At 38.8% G+C, this 20,541-nt stretch carries 20 protein-coding genes and 1 pseudogene; 8 read left to right on the top strand and 13 right to left on the bottom strand.

Annotated elements, in window-relative coordinates; translation table 11 throughout:
- Positions 1-668 precede the first annotated feature (668 nt).
- The 7 genes from ACFIK0_RS07835 to rimM form a co-directional block, all read right to left on the bottom strand.
- The gene (locus ACFIK0_RS07835; RefSeq protein ID WP_273790055.1) at positions 669-1,448 is read right to left on the bottom strand and encodes a succinate dehydrogenase iron-sulfur subunit; all 780 of its coding nucleotides are present in this window, start codon (positions 1,446-1,448) and stop codon (positions 669-671) included.
- Positions 1,449-1,462: 14 nt separating this feature from the next.
- The gene (gene sdhA, locus ACFIK0_RS07830) at positions 1,463-3,307 is read right to left on the bottom strand and encodes a succinate dehydrogenase flavoprotein subunit (RefSeq protein ID WP_375659822.1); all 1,845 of its coding nucleotides are present in this window, start codon (positions 3,305-3,307) and stop codon (positions 1,463-1,465) included.
- A 6-nt stretch (positions 3,308-3,313) separates the two neighbouring features.
- Positions 3,314-3,700: a succinate dehydrogenase, hydrophobic membrane anchor protein gene (sdhD, locus tag ACFIK0_RS07825; protein ID WP_273790057.1), complete on the bottom strand. Its 387-nt coding sequence runs from the start codon at positions 3,698-3,700 to the stop codon at positions 3,314-3,316.
- 18 nt (positions 3,701-3,718) lie between these two features.
- Complete coding sequence (gene sdhC / locus ACFIK0_RS07820; RefSeq protein WP_254492571.1) at positions 3,719-4,120, bottom strand: succinate dehydrogenase, cytochrome b556 subunit; 402 nt, start codon at positions 4,118-4,120, stop codon at positions 3,719-3,721.
- Between the two features lie 475 nt (positions 4,121-4,595).
- Positions 4,596-5,036: a 50S ribosomal protein L19 gene (rplS, locus tag ACFIK0_RS07815; protein WP_273790058.1), complete on the bottom strand. Its 441-nt coding sequence runs from the start codon at positions 5,034-5,036 to the stop codon at positions 4,596-4,598.
- Positions 5,037-5,245: 209 nt separating this feature from the next.
- Positions 5,246-5,944 (bottom strand): tRNA (guanosine(37)-N1)-methyltransferase TrmD, encoded by a 699-nt coding sequence (gene trmD, locus ACFIK0_RS07810; RefSeq protein WP_273790059.1) that lies wholly within the window; start codon positions 5,942-5,944, stop codon positions 5,246-5,248.
- A 283-nt stretch (positions 5,945-6,227) separates the two neighbouring features.
- Positions 6,228-6,785 carry a ribosome maturation factor RimM gene (gene rimM, locus ACFIK0_RS07805; RefSeq protein ID WP_375658007.1) on the bottom strand — a complete coding sequence of 186 codons (558 nt, stop codon included), beginning with the start codon at positions 6,783-6,785 and terminating at the stop codon, positions 6,228-6,230.
- A 131-nt stretch (positions 6,786-6,916) separates the two neighbouring features.
- Here rimM and ACFIK0_RS07800 point away from each other — a divergent pair, with 131 nt between their 5' ends.
- Positions 6,917-7,738 carry a SapC family protein gene (locus tag ACFIK0_RS07800; protein WP_375630713.1) on the top strand — a complete coding sequence of 274 codons (822 nt, stop codon included), beginning with the start codon at positions 6,917-6,919 and terminating at the stop codon, positions 7,736-7,738.
- Between the two features lie 3 nt (positions 7,739-7,741).
- The gene (locus ACFIK0_RS07795) at positions 7,742-8,710 is read left to right on the top strand and encodes a tyrosine recombinase XerC (RefSeq protein ID WP_273790062.1); all 969 of its coding nucleotides are present in this window, start codon (positions 7,742-7,744) and stop codon (positions 8,708-8,710) included.
- An 18-nt stretch (positions 8,711-8,728) separates the two neighbouring features.
- Here ACFIK0_RS07795 and ACFIK0_RS07790 read toward each other — a convergent pair whose 3' ends face one another.
- Positions 8,729-9,001, bottom strand: coding sequence for a BolA family protein (locus tag ACFIK0_RS07790; RefSeq protein WP_375622119.1), 273 nt, complete (start codon positions 8,999-9,001; stop codon positions 8,729-8,731).
- A gap of 124 nt (positions 9,002-9,125) precedes the next feature.
- On the opposite strand from ACFIK0_RS07790, the gene ACFIK0_RS07785 reads away from it, so the two are divergent.
- The 3 genes from ACFIK0_RS07785 (at position 9,126) to cobT (ending at position 12,838) form a co-directional block, all read left to right on the top strand.
- On the top strand, positions 9,126-9,746 hold the full coding sequence (locus ACFIK0_RS07785; RefSeq protein WP_273790064.1) for a J domain-containing protein: 621 nt from the start codon (positions 9,126-9,128) through the stop codon (positions 9,744-9,746).
- A 201-nt stretch (positions 9,747-9,947) separates the two neighbouring features.
- The gene (gene cobS, locus ACFIK0_RS07780) at positions 9,948-10,928 is read left to right on the top strand and encodes a cobaltochelatase subunit CobS (RefSeq protein WP_273790065.1); all 981 of its coding nucleotides are present in this window, start codon (positions 9,948-9,950) and stop codon (positions 10,926-10,928) included.
- 14 nt (positions 10,929-10,942) lie between these two features.
- A complete protein-coding gene (gene cobT, locus ACFIK0_RS07775; protein WP_375663753.1) occupies positions 10,943-12,838 on the top strand; it encodes a cobaltochelatase subunit CobT in 1,896 nt (631 codons plus the stop codon).
- A gap of 48 nt (positions 12,839-12,886) precedes the next feature.
- Here cobT and ACFIK0_RS07770 read toward each other — a convergent pair whose 3' ends face one another.
- The 3 genes from ACFIK0_RS07770 to rpmB form a co-directional block, all read right to left on the bottom strand.
- A complete protein-coding gene (locus ACFIK0_RS07770) occupies positions 12,887-13,081 on the bottom strand; it encodes a HaeIII family restriction endonuclease (protein WP_375663755.1) in 195 nt (64 codons plus the stop codon).
- A 1,143-nt stretch (positions 13,082-14,224) separates the two neighbouring features.
- The gene (locus ACFIK0_RS07765; RefSeq protein ID WP_375637337.1) at positions 14,225-14,908 is read right to left on the bottom strand and encodes a VUT family protein; all 684 of its coding nucleotides are present in this window, start codon (positions 14,906-14,908) and stop codon (positions 14,225-14,227) included.
- Between the two features lie 119 nt (positions 14,909-15,027).
- Positions 15,028-15,345 carry a 50S ribosomal protein L28 gene (gene rpmB, locus ACFIK0_RS07760; RefSeq protein WP_273787609.1) on the bottom strand — a complete coding sequence of 106 codons (318 nt, stop codon included), beginning with the start codon at positions 15,343-15,345 and terminating at the stop codon, positions 15,028-15,030.
- A 297-nt stretch (positions 15,346-15,642) separates the two neighbouring features.
- Here rpmB and ACFIK0_RS07755 point away from each other — a divergent pair, with 297 nt between their 5' ends.
- From ACFIK0_RS07755 to ACFIK0_RS07745, 3 genes are all read left to right on the top strand, one after another.
- Entirely contained in the window at positions 15,643-16,425 is a 783-nt protein-coding gene (locus tag ACFIK0_RS07755) for an SURF1 family protein (protein ID WP_375630704.1), read from the top strand.
- Positions 16,426-17,141: 716 nt separating this feature from the next.
- On the top strand, positions 17,142-18,761 hold the full coding sequence (gene purH / locus ACFIK0_RS07750) for a bifunctional phosphoribosylaminoimidazolecarboxamide formyltransferase/IMP cyclohydrolase (RefSeq protein ID WP_375663752.1): 1,620 nt from the start codon (positions 17,142-17,144) through the stop codon (positions 18,759-18,761).
- Between the two features lie 349 nt (positions 18,762-19,110).
- Positions 19,111-19,263, top strand: a complete 153-nt coding sequence (locus tag ACFIK0_RS07745) for a DUF1127 domain-containing protein (protein WP_273790070.1) — start codon at positions 19,111-19,113, stop codon at positions 19,261-19,263.
- Positions 19,264-19,690: 427 nt separating this feature from the next.
- Here ACFIK0_RS07745 and ACFIK0_RS07740 read toward each other — a convergent pair whose 3' ends face one another.
- Both ACFIK0_RS07740 and ACFIK0_RS07735 read right to left on the bottom strand, forming a co-directional pair.
- Positions 19,691-19,876: a hypothetical protein gene (locus ACFIK0_RS07740; protein WP_375663756.1), complete on the bottom strand. Its 186-nt coding sequence runs from the start codon at positions 19,874-19,876 to the stop codon at positions 19,691-19,693.
- A pseudogene (locus ACFIK0_RS07735) lies at positions 19,873-20,541 on the bottom strand (PBSX family phage terminase large subunit); the annotation flags it as partial. The pseudogene ACFIK0_RS07735 and the gene ACFIK0_RS07740, both read right to left, overlap by 4 nt.

Raw genomic sequence — 20,541 nt, 5'->3', positions numbered from 1 at the left:
ATGACCTTTATATATAATGCTTTTATCAAAAATTCCTAATCCATGAATATTAGCAATGTTTTCGATATTATAATAAATGTGTCGTAAAATGACGAACTGTCATAATAATCACTCCTGTGTATTTCATTTAAATAATTTACATGCGTTTAATATTTGTATCAGCATTTATTTTTTGTTCTATATTTATACAGAGTTATCATTTTTTATAAAAAATGATTAATTGAATCTGCATCAAAGTATAAATTATGATAATAATTTAATAAAAATAAAAACACATAACATATTGTTTTTACATAGAACGCTATTTAAAGTATAGTCTACCCAAAAGACTATTGCCTTTTTAAAGGCAATAATAACTATGCTAACCGCCTCATAGAAGCCAATAAATTTTTAGAGATTAAGCCTCAAAGAGGCACAAAAAACACGCACAATTTTCTATTTTTCTTTTTACTGTTCGTTAAAAGGTCAGTTTTCAAAGATAATATTCAACTATGAGTTTTCTGCTCAGCCATTGCAAGAATTGCTTAACTTTTTAGGGATTACTTCACTTTTAGAATGATTATAGCTACTGCGCCCCCATAAGCAGCCGATCTTCTTTTAGAGATTTAATTGCTAAAAGGAGATACAATTTTCCACCTTGCGCTTTATTTTCATCAATCAGTAAATTTTCAAAGGCGGCGTTCAACCATGAGTTTTTTAATTTCAGCAATCGCTTTCGCTGGATTTAGTCCCTTTGGACAAGTTTGCGCACAATTCATAATCGTATGGCAACGATAAAGGCGGAAAGGATCTTCTAAATTATCAAGACGTTCACCACACATCTCATCACGTGAATCCGCAATCCAGCGATAAGCTTGAAGCAAAACAGCGGGACCCAAATAACGATCACCGTTCCACCAATAACTTGGACATGAAGTCTGACAACACGCACACAAAATACACTCATAAAGACCATCGATTTTTTGGCGATCGGAGTGACTTTGTAACCATTCTTTTGCAGGTTCAGGAGAAACTGTTTGTAACCAAGGCTCAATAACTCGGTGTTGCGCATAAAAGCGATTCAAGTCAGGAACCAAATCTTTAACAACCGGCATGGAAGGCAAAGGGTAGACTTTAATGGGGTGTTTTACATCATCCATACCTTTGGTACAAGCCAATGTATTGGTTCCATCAATATTCATCGCACATGAACCACAGATGCCTTCACGGCAAGATCGACGAAGTGTCAAAGTTGGATCAATGTGGTTTTTAATAAACAAAAGCCCATCAAGAATCATAGGACCACAAGCAGAACGATCCACATAATAAGTATCTAGATGAGGATTTTCCTCATCATCAGGCGACCAACGATACACGTGAAATTCCGTCAGCTTTGTAGCACCTTCAGGTTTAGGCCAAACCTTTCCCGGTTTTACTTGAGAGTTTTTGGGAAGCTTAATTTGTACCATATTTCATTCTCCCCTTAATAAACCCGTTTTTTAGGTGCAATGCGCTTTAAATCGATCCCACCATCAGCTTCAGATGTTAATGGGTCCACATGGACAGGTCGATATGATAATGTCACCTCACCCTCTTTTGACAAATGTGAAAGCGTATGTTTACGCCAGTTTTTATCATCACGCTCTGGATAATCTTCACGAGCATGAGCGCCACGGCTTTCTAAACGTGCTTCGGCAGAATGAACCGTCATGATTGCATTCGCCATGAGATTTTCAAGCTCTAATGTTTCAACCAAATCAGAATTCCATATCAGAGAACGATCTGTGACTTTGAGATCCGACAATTCCCCCCAGATTTTATTCATCCGCTGACATCCTTGTTGCAAAGAATCTTCTGTACGGAATACTGCCGCATCTTCTTGCATCGTGCGTTGCATTTTTTCACGCAATAGAGCTGTTGGTATCGCCCCTTGTGCAAAACGTAAACGATCAAAACGCGCTATAATTTCGTCAACAGCTTCTTCATTGAGGGGTGGAATTTCTGCATTCCGATCAATAACTTCACCCGCGCGAATGGCAGCAGCACGACCAAACACCACAAGATCAATCAACGAGTTTGACCCCAAGCGATTAGCCCCATGAACAGAAGCACATCCTGCTTCTCCTACCGCCATCAGCCCTGGTTGAATACGATCAGGCGAATCAGCCGTTGGATTGAGAACTTCCCCGTAGTAATTGGTAGGAATCCCACCCATATTATAATGGACCGTTGGCAAGATGGGGATAGGCTCTTTTGTTACATCCACACCTGCAAAAATCCGAGCTGATTCCGAAATTCCCGGTAAACGCTCGTGCAAGATTGCAGGATCAATATGGTTGAGAACCAAATGAATATGGTCCTTCTTAGGTCCAACACCACGTCCTTCACGAATTTCAAGTGTGATACAACGCGAAACCAAATCACGTGAAGCCAAATCCTTAAAGGAAGGTGCATAGCGCTCCATAAAGCGTTCACCTTCGGAGTTGATTAAATAACCTCCTTCACCACGAGCTCCTTCTGTAATTAAGCAGCCAGAACCGTAAATCCCTGTCGGATGGAATTGCACAAACTCCATATCCTGAAGAGGCAATCCAGCACGTGCGATCATTCCACCACCATCACCCGTACAGGTATGCGCCGATGTCGCGGAAAAATAAGCGCGTCCATAACCACCGGTTGCAAGAACAACCATTTTAGCAGAAAAACGATGTATTGTACCATCATCGAGATTCCATGCCACAACCCCCGTACAAACCCCATCCGTCATGATGAGATCGAGTGCAAAATATTCAATAAAAAATTGCGCATTATGCTTTAAGCTTTGTCCATAAAGCGTATGCAAAATGGCGTGGCCTGTACGATCAGCGGCTGCGCAAGTACGCTGAACAGGTGGACCTTCACCAAATTGTGTCGTATGTCCACCAAAAGGACGCTGATAAATTTTGCCTTCTTGCGTCCGCGAAAAAGGAACGCCATAATGTTCTAATTCATACACAGCAGCAGGAGCATTACGCACCAAATATTCCATTGCGTCGGTATCACCCAACCAATCAGAACCTTTCACGGTATCATATAAATGCCACTGCCAATTATCAGGTCCCATATTTGAAAGCGATGCAGCAATTCCCCCTTGTGCTGCAACCGTGTGTGAGCGCGTTGGAAAAACCTTCGTAATACAAGCTGTCTTTAATCCTTGTTCCGCCATACCCAATGTTGCACGTAATCCTGCACCACCTGCCCCAACAACAACAACATCAAATTTATGATCTACAGTGCGATAAGGGGCGTTACCTGCTTTAGCGCCCAGAGATGATCCTGTACCCGCCATATTTGTTTAACCCCCTAATGCAATTTTCAAAAGAGAAAAAATAATGATACCACCTATGAGAAAACAAAATAAAATATTTAACGTCAAAAAGAATATCCGGAAACCTTCACGTGGAATATAATCTTCAATCACCACTTGCATACCAAGTTTCATATAATAAAGGACCGAAAAAGTCATCAATCCCATCAAAATAGCAACAATAGGATGTGCAAGTCTTGCACGCACAATGCTATAGTCCTTTCCCACAAGCGAAAGAATAAGAACAATAAAAAATATCAAAAGTGGTAGATTGATAAACCCTGTCAAACGTTCTAGCCAAAAATGCTCTGTTCCTTCATGAGCACTGCCACGCCCCCGTACTTTTCCAAGTTCCGTTCGAAAATCTTTTTTCATATCTCTTTTCACCCCCAGCTAAACAACGGTATATCCAATAATCCAAATCGCAAAAGTAACAATAAGAGAAATAAACACTGTCGCCCAAGCAGTGACTGTTGCCTTTTCTTTTGCCAAAAGGCAAGGTTTCAGATCCCAAACAATGTGGCGAACACCACCAACCATGTGATGAACCCCTGCCAAAGTATAAAGAAACAAAATACACAATCCAAACCAAGAACTATAAATCTCGTGAACCGTTCTGAATGCCTCCTCCCCGCACGCAATAGCAATTAACCAAACAGCAAGAAAAACCGTTCCAACATAAAGTGCCATACCCGTAATGCGGTGTGCAATGGACATAGCCATAGTAATTGTCCAACGATAAATACTTATATGAGGGGAACGAGGGCGCTCTTTTATCCTAGTTGTCTCTGTCATAAAATATCCTGACCTGGTTTTTACTGCAACCGCAATGAACGAGAAAGTTCGCGCAAAACGACTAAATATATTCTCTCGTTTTCACTTGTTTGGCATCTCAAGATACCGATACTACAGGTCGGTTGTCTCAAATAACGGATTAAAGGTCACGCATAAAAAAACCGATTACTCCACGGATATGATCCGCAAAACTTGCTTTAATCTAATACAATTTTATCTTCACGTCAAAGGTCTAACATCTTTTCTCAAATATAAACAGGCATTTTTTCAGATTAAACTTATCCTTTTGAGTATCCATGATATATGCAATGGTATCTTAAATTGCACCCATGATTAAGGATAAAAAGAGGAAAAAATTGATAGATTAAACATTTTTATGTCCCCTCCAAGCCTTTTAAAAGGCAAAACGAATCACGAAAGACACAAATAAGCGGCATAAAAGCCGCTTTTGCATAAAGTTTAGCTGATATAATCTTTACTCAGCAACTTTCTTTTCAACATCTGTGCTGACAGATGCTGCTTCTACTTTCTCAATAACCTTTTCAGCTTTTTTCCGATAATCTCTCTTTTCAGCGATACGCGCAGCTTTACCTCTCAAACCACGAAGATAATAGAGTTTTGCACGGCGCACTTTACCACGGCGCACCAGCTCAACACCTTCAATCAACGGAGAATAAACAGGAAACACCCGTTCCACCCCTTCACCATAAGAAATCTTGCGCACTGTAAAGGTCTCATTCAACCCACCGCCTGAACGTGCAATACAAACACCTTCATAAGCCTGAACACGCGTCCGCGTACCCTCCGTCACACGCACCATGACACGAACTGTATCTCCTGGCTTAAAGGCTGGAAATTGGCGCTTTTCTTCAATTTTTGCACATTGTTCAGCTTCAAGTTGTGCGATAATATTCATTTCTTTTATCCTTCATGTTCTTTATCGAACAGTCAGAGCGCTCAACTCTTACCAAAAAAGCCTTTATTAAGAATAAGGAGCTCTTTAGGCTATGTCTTACACAGGAGCGAATACACCATTCCTTCATTTTAATTTTGGAACTACAGAAAACCTTTTATAAAAAACTCTCTAAAAAGAGAGCCATGCAATACACTACCTTATCATATGAATCAAGTTTTCTGATGATTTTTATCATAACGCGCATAAAGATCAGGGCGACGTTGACGTGTTAACAATTCGGCTTGGCTTTGACGCCAATCTGCGATCGCTTTGTGATGACCTGAGAGCAATACAGGCGGAATACCCCGCCCTTCGAAAAGAGAAGGGCGTGTATATTGCGGATGTTCCAGCAAGCCATTTTCAAAACTTTCACACCTTGCAGAAGCTGCATTCCCCATCACTCCAGGCAGAAGACGTATAATAGCATCTAAGATAACCAATGCGGCTGTTTCACCCCCTGAAAGAATATAATCACCAATAGAAACTTCTTCTAATTCTCGTGCTTCTATGACTCGCTCATCAACCCCTTCAAAACGTCCACAAACTAACGTTACACCCGTATCACGAGCCAAGCTATGCGCGTAAGCTTGGTCAAAAGGGCGCCCACGTGGACTCATCAACAATCTTGGCGAATCCTGTGGACAACAATCAAGAGCCGCCGCCAATACATCCGCCCGCATTACCATACCCGCCCCCCCACCAGCAGGTTTATCATCAACGCTATGGTGTTTGTCTAAAGCAAAATCCCTAATCTGCACCGTCTCCAGTGACCAAATTCCGCGCTCTAAAGCTTGCCCTGCTAAAGAATACCCTAAAAAACCAGGAAACATTTCAGGATAAAGGGTTAAAACGCGCGCCTGAAACTTCATTTTATTTCTCATCCTTATTTTCTTAAACAGACTCTTAATAGCAAAAATAGCACAAACAAGATTTTTAACGCTATAGCGTTAAATTGAATCTCCTTGATCTGCGCTTTATTCAATACGATCCTTCTAAATACTTGCACTAAAAAAGACTCTAAAAATTCAGAACTATTTCGAGATAAAGTGCTTACAATATCTGCTCAAAAGTGCATTTTTAATATTTCCACACATTCCACTTTTTATTGACGAAATTTATCTGTTATTTTTTCCTTCATCTTTATTTTTAGATTCAAGCTATTTCCTTTTTATCATTGTCTCCCCCATCACTTAAACCAGCTGCCATGGGATCAACAACAAGAAAACCAGAATTCATACAAACTTCTGGTACCGCCGCCTTACTAAAGGGAATAAGGACTCTTTTACCCGTATTCAAACGTATTTCAAGCAAATCACCAGCCCCGAAATTAAAAAAACCACACACTTCACCTAAGATTTTTCCCCCACAATCTTGGACACACAAGCCTATTAAATCGACTTGATAAAACTCATCCTCCATCAAATCATCAATTAATTGATCACGCGTCACATAAAGGCGAATACCTTTTAAAGACTCAGCCGCATTACGATTTTCTATCCCTTTAAAACGTACAATCGCCTTATTTTTTTGTATGCGAAGAGTTACAATTTCATAAGAACGCCCCATATCATCATAAAGAGTGCTGTAAAACTTAAAACGCTGTGGCTCAGCACTTAGAATTTTAACAAAAACATCTCCTTTTATACCATGAGGCATACCAATAATGGCAAGATAGACTTTATTTTTAAGCTTTTCTTTATTATACTTCATACGAAAATATTATCTCTCAAAAATGAACCCTTCAATCTTATAGTTTTCTATTCAATCTTGTTGCCATATGAGACAATCTTCTAAAAGACCTTTCTTGGTAACAAAAACAAATTAATAAAGGAGAAAGTCTTATGGCAAATATTATGCTATTTTACAAAGATATCACGCCAATCAACAAAGTTTCCCATAAAAATCTAAAATTCGCTCCTCCAAGTGATATGTCTTTTGCCAAGGATACTCACTGGGTTCCTTTAGCAAGTACTGAATATTTTCAAGCAGCACTAGACTATCCTATTTTATTTATGTGCGCCGAAGATGAACAAAAAAAACGGCACTACACATCCGCAGCTCTTGTCGGCCTTTCTAATGACGAAAATGACTATATCGCTTCTGATAAAAGTTGGAAAAACAATACTTATGTTCCTGCTTTTGTCCGTCGCTATCCTTTTGTTTTGGCACAAATTAGCAATGAAAAAGAACTTTCTGTTTGCTTTGATCAACAGTCAGGTATGTTTAATGAAGTTGCAGGAACAGAACTTTTTAATTCCGACGGCTCTATTTCTCCTTTTATGGAAGAACGTATTCGTTTTCTTGAAAGTTTTAAAATCGCTATGGAAAAAACCTCTGAGTTTATTGATGCTCTTGTAGAAATGGATCTTCTAAGCCAAAAATCTATCAATGTGAAAAACGATAAAGGTCTCTCAGCTCAATTAGAACATTTTTGGGTTGTTGATGAAGAAAAATTGAATAAATTATCAGCAAGCCAACTTGCCAAACTTCATAAAAATGGCTTTTTAGGATTAATTTTTGCGCATTTGATGTCAACGCACAATCTTGTGAAAATACTCTCTCTCAAAGGTGAAAAGCAACTTATCAATCGTGAAGAGCAACCCCAAAACAAGAATGGTCATTCTAACGATGAAAAATCTAAAAAGAAAGAAACTCTCAACTAGATAATGCCTATCAAAAACGACAAGAGAAAAGATGAAAATATTCCTCTCATTCCAGCAGACCATGCAATTTTAAACGCAAGGAAAAATTGGTTAGAGTGTCTTACCCAAACACGTCGTATGTCAGCACAAACAGTGCAAGCCTATGAACGTGATACGCGGCAATTTTTGTCTTTTCTCTGTCAACACTTAAGTCATACACCAACCCTTACAGATCTTGCTCATTTACGCATCAGTGACTTGCGTGCTTATCTTGCTTATCGGCGTACAAACAATGTAAGTGCTCGTTCTTTAAGCCGCGGAGTAGCAGGCATCCGTTCTTTTTTCAAGTACCTATCACGTGAAGGAATCGTCAATGTTCCGGCGGCTCAACTTATCCGAAGCCCCAAACACCCAAGATCGCTCCCAAAACCTTTAGCGATCAAATCAGCACTTCACATAGTCAAACAAGAAAACCAGCTAGAAAATGAACCTTGGATTAGCGCTCGTAATGCGGCTGTCCTCATGCTTCTCTATGGCTGTGGAATGCGAATATCAGAAGCCTTAAGCCTCACACCAGAACAATTTTCTGATCCTGAAAAAACAAGTTTATTTATAACAGGAAAAGGTGGAAAAACACGCCTTGTTCCTCTCATCAAAATTGTTTCCGAAGCTGTACAAAATTATCTCAAATGTTGTCCATATCCTTTAGTGGATAACCAACCCATATTTCGCGGGGCACGAGGCGGTCCCCTACAGCCCGCAATTATTCAGAAAACTGTACGCAACTTACGAGCAAGCCTTGGTTTACCAGAAACTGCAACGCCTCATACACTGCGCCATTCTTTTGCCACCCATCTTTTATCACGGGGGGGAGATTTGCGCACGATTCAAGAACTTCTTGGGCACGCTAGTCTTTCCACCACACAAATCTATACCCATGTCGATACAGACCATTTGTTAAAAATTTATCAAAAGGCCCATCCCCGTTCCTAAAAGTGTCTCATCAAAAAATTAGAGTGTTTCAACCTCAAGTGCCAAAGCATGGACACAAGTAGCTAACTCTTCTTGTAAAACTTTATAAATCGCTCGATGTATTTCTACGCGTGTCATATTAGAAAAAGAAGAAGATAAAATTTTCACTCGAAAATGTGTTTCTCCTTTACCATCAAAAGCATGTTCATTATGAGAATGCCCCTCATGAAGATGACTTTCGTTAATCACTTCAAGCTTTTGCGGATGAAAAGCATCCTGAAGCTTTCTCTGGATTATTGTTTCTATAAACATTTTTCATTCCTCAAACAAAATGAACGTGCAAAAATACACCTTTTTCATAATAGAATAAGTGTGAAAACAAATTTTTCAAAAGTCAATTCTTGTAAAATTAATCAATTTTGCATAAACCAATAATATGACAATAACATCTAAATTATTCGATTCAATTCGCATAAGCTCAAATAAAAAACAAAACGCTGAGCCAGAAGCACAACAGTGTCAGTGGGAAGGTTGTGAAAAAACAGGGGCCCATAAAGCACCAGCAGGTCGAAATCACGAAGGACAATATTTATATTTTTGTATTGAACACGTACGCGCCTATAATAAAAATTTTAATTACTTCTCTGGTCTTAGCAATAAAGATATCGCAAAATTTCAAAAGGATGCTCTCACAGGACATCGTCCGACATGGCCTACAGATCTGAGCAATGGTACATCGAAAAAAACAGCCGCTAATTATGCAAAGATTCGCTCTGGAACAGCTGCCTATCAAAATCGCATGCGCGATCCCTTCACGCTTTTTACTGGGCAGCATTCAAGCAATAAATTCTCACGAAAATTAAAGCCCTTAGAAGCAAAAGCTTTTGATACACTGGGACTACAGGCAAACGCTTCAGCAGAAGACATCAAAATGAAATATAAAGAATTGGTAAAAAAGCACCATCCTGATTCCAATGGTGGTAATCGTGCTTCAGAAGAGCGCTTTCGTGATGTTTTACATGCTTATAATTTGCTAAAAAAGTCTGGTTTGTGCTGAAAACATGCGCTTATATGAGTCTATTTTCATTTAGACCATCATTATTTGCGCAAAATGTTACTTTTTTTGCAAAACATTATAGAATACGTAAAAAATCTTTCTTCAATATCTAAGGCTCTCATTATAGAGCATTGCATAAATACTCTAACTCTTGTATCGTTTCTAATGAATAAATAGCATCCTCTCCCTTCCAGAAACACAATGACAAATCTTACCGTTGAAAATTTGCCCGATATTACACTTTGTGCTCGCGATCTATTTCATATTGAAACAGATCTAAAAGTCCCTGCTTTTAGCACAAAAAGTTCCCATGTTCCTGATATCGATTCTGATTATCTTTTTGATCAGCAAACAACTTTAGCGATTCTCGCAGGTTTTACCTTCAACCGCCGTGTAATGGTTTCTGGCTATCACGGTACAGGGAAATCAACGCATATTGAACAAATTGCTGCACGTCTCAATTGGCCTTGTCTTCGCATTAATCTCGATAGTCATGTAAGTCGTATCGATCTTGTAGGAAAAGACGCTATCGTTTTAAAAGATGGCTTACAAATCACTGAATTTAAAGAAGGCATTTTGCCATGGGCTTATCAAAATAATATTGCTCTTGTTTTCGACGAATATGATGCGGGGCGTCCCGATGTTATGTTTGTCATCCAACGCGTTCTTGAAACCTCTGGAAAACTAAGCTTACTTGATCAAAGCCGTGTCATCTCTCCACACCCAGCCTTTCGTCTTTTTGCAACAGCAAACACCATTGGTCTTGGTGATACAACTGGTCTCTATCATGGTACCCAACAGATCAATCAAGCTCAAATGGACCGCTGGTCTATTGTTACGATACTCAATTATTTACCCCATGATAAAGAGGTTAATATCATTTGTTCAAAGGTCAAATCCTTTCAAACGACTGAAGGAAAAAAGATAATTTCACAAATGGTTCATGTTGCTGATATGGTACGCCAATCTTTTATCAATGGAGATCTTTCAACTGTCATGAGTCCACGTACCGTCATTACTTGGGCAGAAAATACAACGATTTTTCAAGATGTCGGCTTTGCCTTCCGATTAACCTTTCTCAATAAATGTGATGAACTCGAACGTGCCACTGTTGCAGAATTTTATCAACGCGCCTTTGGACAAGAGCTTCCCGAATCACTCATTCATGGTGTTTCGCCTTAAGGAATCTGTCACTCATGGCTACCGATATTGGCGACAACAAAAATCCGGCAAAAGATTCTTCCAACAACACTCTTAATATTGAAGCTTTTAAAAAAGCACTTTCCACCTGTATGCGTGCAATTGCAGGCACAAACAACCTTGAAGTTTCCTTTAGTCATAACCGACCATCTTTAAGCGAAAGTTGCGCGCGTTTACCAGAATTACCTCAATACGCAACGAATAAAGACATCACCATTACTCGCGGATTAGGTGATTCCATGGCTCTGCGCAAAGCATGGCATGATAACCGCATTCACATGCAATTTTCTCCACTAGAATCAGAAGCACGTGCTGTCTTTGATGCCTTAGAACAAACACGTGTTGAAGCAATTGGTACTTTAGCCATGGAGGGGCTTGCAAAAAATCTTGATATCATGCTCGCCGATAAATACAAAAGAGCCCATTATCATAAGATTAGCAACCAAAGTGAAGCCCCCATCCAAGAAGCAATTGCACTTTTATTGCGTGAAAAAATAACAAAGCGCGCAGCTCCAAGAGAAGCGGGTCCTGTCTTAGAACTGTGGCGTCAAGAACTCGAACAAAAAGCAGCAGCAGAACTCAATGAACTCCCACATCATATTTACAACCAACAAGATTTTGCACAGATTGTTCGCCAAATGCTTGTTACACTCAAAATGACAGTGCAACAAGCTGAAGCTTCTAACAGTGAAAACAATAAAAAATTAAAAAATGCGTGTGAACCTCAAGACCAAGGAGAAGAAGAGAGTAAAAACAAAAAACACGCTCAAAGTGAAGAACAAACCAGCACTGAACAAGAAAGTGATGTGCAAGATGACGGAAAAACACAAGCGACACAATCAAACAACAATGATCAAGCTGACGGCGAGCAAAAAAATGGACCTTGGCAAGAAAAGCCGAGCAAACCCAAACACCTTTTTTCTGATTCGGAACAAATGGAAAGACTTGGCCATTATAAAATCTTCACCCGTCAATTTGATGAAATTTTGGAAGCAACAGATTTTTGTTCTGAGAACGAGTTAGATCACTTACGCCGTTATCTTGATAAGCAAATCAATCATCTCCAAAACATCGTTGGACGTTTAGCAAACCGTCTCCAGCGCCGCTTGATGGCGCAACAAAATCGCAACTGGAAATTTGACCTTGAAGAAGGATATCTTGATACAGCACGGCTTCCACGTCTAATTATTGACCCCATGCAACCCCTTTCTTTTAAAATGGAAAGCAACACCCAATTTCGAGACACAGTTGTTTCACTTCTCATTGATAATTCAGGCTCAATGCGCGGACGCCCCATTAGCGTTGCTGCAAGTTGTGCTGATATTTTGGCACAAACTCTTGAGCGTTGTGGTGTCAAAGTTGAAATTTTAGGTTTTACCACCAAAACTTGGAAAGGGGGCAAATCGCGCGAACAATGGCTTACCCAAAACAAACTCCATAATCCTGGACGCCTCAATGATTTATGCCATATCATCTATAAAAGTGCTGATACCCCATGGCGTCGCGCACGACGCAATTTAGGTTTGATGATGCAAGAAGGATTATTAAAAGAAAATATCGACGGAGAAGCTTTGATTTGGGCTCATCAACGCCTTTTATCACGGCGTGAACAACGTCGCATCCTCATGGTCATTTCTGATGGCGCTCCTGTTGACGATTCGACATTATCGGTCAACGCCAGCAATTATTTAGAAAAACACTTACGCGCAGTGATTCAAGAAATCCAAACACACTCCCCTATCGAACTCATTGCCATTGGAATTGGTCATGACGTCACACGTTATTATCAACGTGCTGTAACAATTATGAATGCTGAAGAACTCGCCGACGCCATAACAAAACAATTAGAAATACTTTTTAGTGATAAAAGGACTCATTTTCATAAGAAATAAACCTGCCTTAAATCAGCAACGATTACATTTAAAAAATTATTTCTATCATTAAACCATCGGAATTTGATGACTAACAACCTGAGAAGATAATCCCACAAATTGAATAGCGAACTTTAAAGAAGCTTCTACTTTACTGGATGCATTATGAATCCTAAAAGAAATGCTCCAACCATCTTCAAAAATTATAATGAGTTTGTTTTTACTTTCTGGTTTTAGTGCAACTGATAAAACTTTTCTTGGAATTTTTCATTTACGTCCATATCCCAGAGTGCCATTCAAATTAAAAGACTGAATAATTACCCGTTTTTGTCTCGATCTTGTGTTATTTCATTATATTTAAATATTGAAATACACGTATATAGAAAAATATCTCCACTAGACATAGCTCTAAAGTGCTGCTCTCACAGAAAATATAATGCATAGACTTTCACCTTCAGTAAAACAAAAAGATAAAAGTTGTATTTATTATACGCAAAAGAAGAATCATCCAAAGAGGATATTTTAAACACTAAGAATTATTTTATAAAAGAATCAGCATAAATGGATTCATAGCGATTTTTGCCGAAAAATCGCTAAAGCAAGCGAGAGCCAACCTGTTCCTAACCTTCCCAAAACAGTACTCACCACGGGTGATCTATCAACATAAGCTCCCATCTCCTGGATAAAAGAAAAAATCTTTACTCACATAAAATATAAGAAAAACACGAAAAAAAGAATATTACTTCATTCACGAAAAAGAACACACCATTATATATCTTATCCGCACTCCTACTTTAAAGAAACATTCCTCCTTGCTTCCAAGCTTATTTCACGACAGCGCCCATATATGGCATAATGCAAAATCCAGAATCATCCTTTACTTTACAAGCTACAAGCCAAAAGCAAAATCCTACTTTCAAGCTTCCAATGTTTTTAAGATAAATCAATATACTTCCAGCGCCTAATATTGCACTTCTATTACATTAAAGCTCTTCATAAGAGTATTGCTTTCTCAAATGACGTTGTCCGCACGCCAATTCCTCTTATAACATAGGCAAGCAAATGATTTTTATTAACTCAATATAAGAGTATTTAAAACGCGTAAAATTTTATGATATTGAGCTCTTTCACTCAAATGAAAAATATAAGTTATCATTTTAAATCAATCTATTAATAAACATCAGTTGCAATTTCTGTCACATTTAATCATTTGTAAAAAGTATATTAGCCCCTTCTCAAACAAATGACTTTATCTTTTCCTCACAAGAGAATTTTGAAATAAAAAACGCGTTTTGTGTTGGAGCTCTTACTTAAGTTGGCAAATGATAAAGTATCCATTATAAATAACGTGCCACACCAAGCATAGCGTACAATTTTCTTGGCTTCATGAAAAAAAGACAAAAATTATTATTTGTGACAAACAAAAGAAGAATCATCCTTTGAATGACTTTGATAAAGAGGAAGCTTTACAATATTAAGAATTGTCCCATAAGGAATCAACATCAACAGGCTCATAATAATTTTTACCGAAAAATCACCAAAAGCAAGCGATAGCCAAACTGGCATGCCTATCCCTCCCAAAACAGTACTCTCCACCAGTGAACTATCAGCATACCCTGTTATCTTATCAAGAACAGAAAACGAGCTAGAAAAAGCAAGAGCAAAAAACAGCACTGTATCCAAAGCTGAACCAACCAACGCTGCTGCTAAAGGTGCTTTCCACCATGTTTTACGTCGTAAAGGAGTAAAAACAACAATATCAAGGAGTTGCCCAAATAAAAATGCAAAACTAGAAGCAAGGGCAAGCCGTGGTGTCGCCAATATCCAAGAAACAAAGACCCCCGCAAAAAAACCAGCATAAACCACACGCCGCGCCGCAGATGGACCATAAAAACGATTGGTTAAATCATTGATCAGAAAAGCAAATGGATAGGTAAAAGCCCCATAAGTCAACAGCTCATTTAAATCAAACCAATAGACAGGATATTGAACCAAAATATTAGAAGCCGTAACAGCAAGGCACATTGCAAAAATAGAAAAAACAACATACCTTTTCTTTTGCTGTTCTAATAAAGGACCGCTTGAAGACATTTTTTTAACCTGGGATATGGAACCAATAAAATGAAACGATCAACCTGCAAAAAACTTAACTTCTAGAACAGAAAACCGAAATCAAAGCGTTAATAAACCAAAAAGAATAGCGCTAACAATTACGCTGCTTGTTCAGCCTTTTGCTCACCTTCTTGCTCAGCTTTTTTCTTAATGATTTGGCGTTTTAGCAAACGCGCACGTTGCGACAACTCTTTATCATCTGCTTTAACTAAAAAACCATCAAGGCCACCACGATGCTCAACAGAACGCAATGCACTTGCTGAAATACGCAAGCGATAACTTTGCTGTAACACCTCTGAAATCAATGTCACATTGCAAAGATTTGGTAAAAAACGACGCCGAGTCTTATTATTTGCATGGCTAACATTATTACCATACAGAACCGTTTTCCCTGTCAATTCACATGCACGAGACATAAACTTCACCCTTAAACTCTAAGAAACTTTCAAATCCCCATACCCAAAGGACACAATGAACGCAAAACACGCGCAATGCAACCTTGAACGGGCATCATTGGGAAGTTTCTTTCTAATAGGGGGTCGACAACAAAAGGTCAAGTCTTTTATAAAACCTTTTTCATCTCTTGTTGGCTCATTTTTCATCTTTTTCCTCAATAAGACGTGCAAATTCCGCCAAAAAGCGTACAAAATGTTTTTTTTAAATATATACCATGTTAGAATAAAAGCCTATTGTCCCGAAAGGAAGCATAAATCATGAGCAAAAAAGGGCCCCCCATGACAAAGCTTCAGGGAAATTCTTGCCGTTTTTCTTCTTTTTTATTTGGAACTTTATGTATTTGTTTTTTTCTTCTCTTCAGTGCATTAGGTATATGGCAAGTACAACGGTTAAACTGGAAAACAAATCTTATCACCAGTGCTAATCAGCGCATTCATTTACCCCCCATAAAAGCCCCCAAAAAAAATCAATGGTCAGATGTTACTTTTGAAAAATATGAATATCAACCTGTTGTTATCACAGGAAAATTTTTAACAGATAAAAATATCTTAGTCACTGCTGCCGCTCAAAATACTACAGGCTATTGGGTTTTGACTCCTTTACAAACTGCTGATAATACACTGATCTTTATCAACCGTGGCTTTATCCCCATGGATGAACGTAATAATTTTCAAAACTCAGAGAAATCGCATACAAATGCCTCATCTCAGCAAAATTCTACCACGGACACAGAACAAACAATGATTATAGGTTTATTACGCATGAGTGAAAAAAATGGATTTTTCCCGCGTAAAAATAATCCTGACAAAAATTTATGGTATACGCGCGATCTCCCCGCTATGGCACAAAAACTTGGTTTGTCCACGGTTGCCCCTTATTTCATTGATGCCAGAAAAACATCTCCACAAGCAAACCTTCCTGTCGTTGGTCTTACGATTATTCATTTTCGAAATAATCATCTCGTTTATGCAATCACGTGGTTTATTTTAGCTGCTGGTGTGTTAGGAGGTTTTCTTTTTCTGCTACGGCAAAAAAACTAAAAAAATACCTTTTCCATCTCAAGTAACAAAAATTTTTAGAATCTTGAAAACTGATAAAGAGTATAAAATCTACCAACTTTCACCTTTGTTAAATAAAGATCATAGGCATACAATGAACTTTATAAATCCACAAAAGATTTACGCGACACTCTTTAAAAAATCATCATAAAACGAGGGTTTATTCATTAAAAATGTAATGCCCAAAAATGTGAAGCAATGCATTATCTCCATTCTATAAAAAATTCACTCTTAAAAAACATTGTCATAAACGCTTTTGAAAAACATAAAGCCAAATTTAAAAATGATAGGAAAGATAGGCACTCATTTTTGCCTTTATAATTTTATATTCTTGCTTCATTAGATTGTTTCCCATTTCAGAGATTATTCCAATTGATATACGCAATACTTTCGCCTTCATATAGTATAAAAGCTAATATAGCAGAGAACATACGGAGGCATTTTTTGTTTCACAACTGCTATGAAGATGAGATGTTGAGTTATAAGCAACAAAAAAACATTTAATTTCTCAACGCGACTTTTATACCTATCACCACACCTCAAATGAGAGGTTTTTACAGGATAATAGAAAAAGGTGAGCATCCTATATTCTAAAAAGACAGTTTATCCTTTCAGTGTATTTTGCTAAAGGCTTATGCTATAAACGTATAAGCGTGTTTTACTAGAATTTTAACTCTTTCATTTTTAAGGCTTCTGTTATGGGTGTTGTTGCCAAAAATTTTCCCATACCTGATCTTCATCGGGTTCGTCGCGTTCTCTTTTCTGTGTCTGATAAAACGGGTGTGGTTGCTTTTGCACAAGCCCTTCATGCTACTTACAATGTTGAATTAATTTCAACAGGAGGAACAGCAAAAACCCTCATAGCAGCTGGTTTACCCGTAAAAGATGTTGCTGAAGTTACCGGATTTCCTGAAATAATGGATGGGCGTGTAAAAACACTCCATCCTTTGATTCATGGTGCTTTGTTAGGGGTAAGAGAAGATCCTAGCCATAGGGAAGCTATGGAAAAGAACAGCATTCATGGAATTGATCTTTTGGTGGTGAATCTTTACCCTTTTGAAGAGACGATCCTATCGGGAGCCGATGGGCAAACGATTCTTGAAAATATTGATATCGGTGGACCGGCGATGATTCGCGCCGCGGCAAAAAATTATGCTTATACCGGTGTTGTAACAGCGATAAAAGATTATGATTCGATTCTAGCTGAATTAAAGCAGCATAATGGATGTTTAAGCTTATCTATGCGTCATCAGCTAGCAATGCGCGCTTATGCACACACCGCTGCTTATGATACGGCAATAGCAACGTGGTTTGCACGGGATTTAAAAATTGAAATTCCATCATGGCAGAGTTTTTCCGGTCATCTTGAAAGTGTTATGCGCTATGGGGAAAATCCACATCAACAGGCAGCATTTTATCGCAATAATGAAAAACGTTTTGGTATTGCAACAGCAAAACTTTTACAAGGCAAAGCGCTTTCTTATAACAATCTGAATGATACAGATGCAGCCTTTGAGCTTGTGGCAGAATTTGATCCGCAAAAAACCGCTGCTGTCGCTCTTATTAAACATGCCAATCCTTGTGGTGTTGCGGAAGGAGAAAATTTGAAAGAAGCTTATTTGAAAGCTCTTATGTGTGATAATGTATCGGCATTTGGTGGAATTGTTGCTTTAAATCAAACCCTTGATGAGGAATGTGCTGAAGAAATTGTTAAAATTTTCACAGAAGTGATTATTGCCCCTGATGCCACAATGGCGGCACGTGAAATTATTGCCAAGAAAAAAAATCTTCGTTTGCTCATTACAGGTGGAGTTCCTGATCCACGCTGTGGAGGACTTCTTGCGAAAACACTTGCAGGAGGCATTTTAGTGCAATCACGTGATAACGTGGTGGTGGATGATCTTAAATTGCAAGTAGTGACAAAGCGGGCACCAACTCAAGATGAAATGCGTGATCTTCAATTTGCTTTTCGTGTAGCAAAACACGTTAAATCAAATGCTATTGTGTACGCGAAAAATAGCGCAACAGTTGGAATTGGAGCCGGACAAATGAGCCGCATCGATTCAGCAAAAATTGCTGCAAGTAAAGCAGCAGAAAGTGCGCAAAGAGCAGGCTTAACAGAAACCCTTACAAAAGGATCTGTTGTTGCATCAGATGCATTTTTTCCTTTTGCAGATGGTTTATTAGCAGCAGCTGAAGCAGGGGCAACAGCAATTATTCAACCAGGAGGCTCCATGCGTGATGAAGAAGTTATCGCCGCTGCTGATGCACAGGGTTTAGCAATGGTTTTTACAGGAACACGACACTTCCGCCATTAATAATTTTGCTGATTCCCTCTTCGTATGAGACAAATGTTTCAAGGAATTTTTCATAATCATCGTATAACTATTGATAACTATTGAAATGGAAGCAGTTATTCAATCCAAAGAATCTACACGTGAAGAAGTTTATCACCGAAGAAAATGCACATAATTTAGCCATTGTTTAGGGAAAGAATATTGTTCTTGTTGATATTTTTAATGGTTGCCCTTTCACATGAGGAAAATGTTAAAGGGATGCTATCTTGTATGTAGATGCATACCTGTTATGATATTATAACACAACTCTTTTTAGTAATATGCTCTATTCTTAAACTAAGGAGTGTAATGAAAAGTTTGAGTAGAGGATATGAATATTTTACGTTTTTATAGTAATTGGCGCCGTTATCGTCGAACCGTTAATGCGTTAAGTCGTCTTTCAACATATGAACTCAGCGATCTTGGAATTTGTCGAGGTGATATTGATTCAATTGCACGACGTTATTCGCGTAAATCTTTATGAAAGTTGTTTGAGATATTTGAGAGAATGCTTTGCTCTGAAAAAGCGTGCATTTTGTGATTTGTTATTACGCCTTCATTTGTAGTATAATAATAATAAAGAGCAGAAGAGTTGTTTTTCTCAGCCATTGCTGTGTATTGTTTCTCAAATTTTCAGTGTTTCTGTGATATACAACATTTGATTTATAATGATAATTTAGCGTTATTCATATTGAATTAGAACTCCGAATACCGTGAGATTCTTCCATTTCAAATCTATGTATGTTGAATCAACCAAAACCATTCGCCTGCACGTTACAAGCGGGGAGAGCTGTATGGATAAAAACTATTAAGAAAAGGCTAAAAATGCCTCTTATGAACCATCTCTAGTGCCAAGAACTGTTACAAACATTGGGCACTGATAAATGGTGTGATAGTGCCGAACTGCTCCTTCATAAGCGTAAAGATGGGGATTGATCACCATTGTAAAAACCAAAATCCTCCCGTGCATGTTCACGCCATTTATTCACATGCTCCACATCTTCTTTGTACCAACTCACAAGCTTGCGAAATAAGCCTTCTGTCGACAAATCTGATGCGTTACTTTCTTTATCTAAATGCTCTTCATCATACATCATTCTGCCATCCATGAGGTACTCTCATATTCCGTTCTGCCGCTATAAGCTGGTCGCTTTTGTATCGTCGGAGGTTCTTCATAAGCCACGCACATCAATCCAAAGGCATCTGCCCCATGACTGGACCAATCATGCTCTGCTCCCAAGCCAATATTGCGCTTCTCATCCCATTTCTCGTGATACCAGTTCAGTGCTTTGCGCCCTGCTACGGTCGTCTCTTCATTGAACCAAACTGAAGGTAAAATACGCCGTACCGCCTCTATCCGCATCTTAACCGCCCCTGCTCCCTGATTAGGAACAACTTGCGTTTCAAAACCCGCATCATTTAAAGCACTCTCAAAACTCACATTGTGCACACGGTCTCTGGTCGCACCATCATGGGGTAACACCATCAACGCCTTCTCATAACCGTTTTGACGCAACCAGCCTACATGCTCTGATAGCGGTTGTCCCTGTGCTTCGTAATAATTAAGCACTCTAATTTCTCGCCCCACAAACTGTGCTATCCATATCGCCGTGGCATCTGCCTTAGCACCCGTGCCCCCAATATCCCAAAAGGCGCGTATTTGCATTAAAGGATCACGAGCAACACGCCCTATCCGCCCCTCCTGCTCGGCTGCCAACATTTCCTTTTGATAATAAGCGCCTTGAACCGCTGTAAGATAAGC

It is taken from the genome of Bartonella sp. CL63NXGY (assembly GCF_042194905.1).
In the GTDB taxonomy this organism is placed as follows: domain Bacteria; phylum Pseudomonadota; class Alphaproteobacteria; order Rhizobiales; family Rhizobiaceae; genus Bartonella.
The sequence above is the reverse complement of the archived record's forward strand: the minus strand, read 5'-3'. Positions and strand labels throughout refer to the sequence as shown.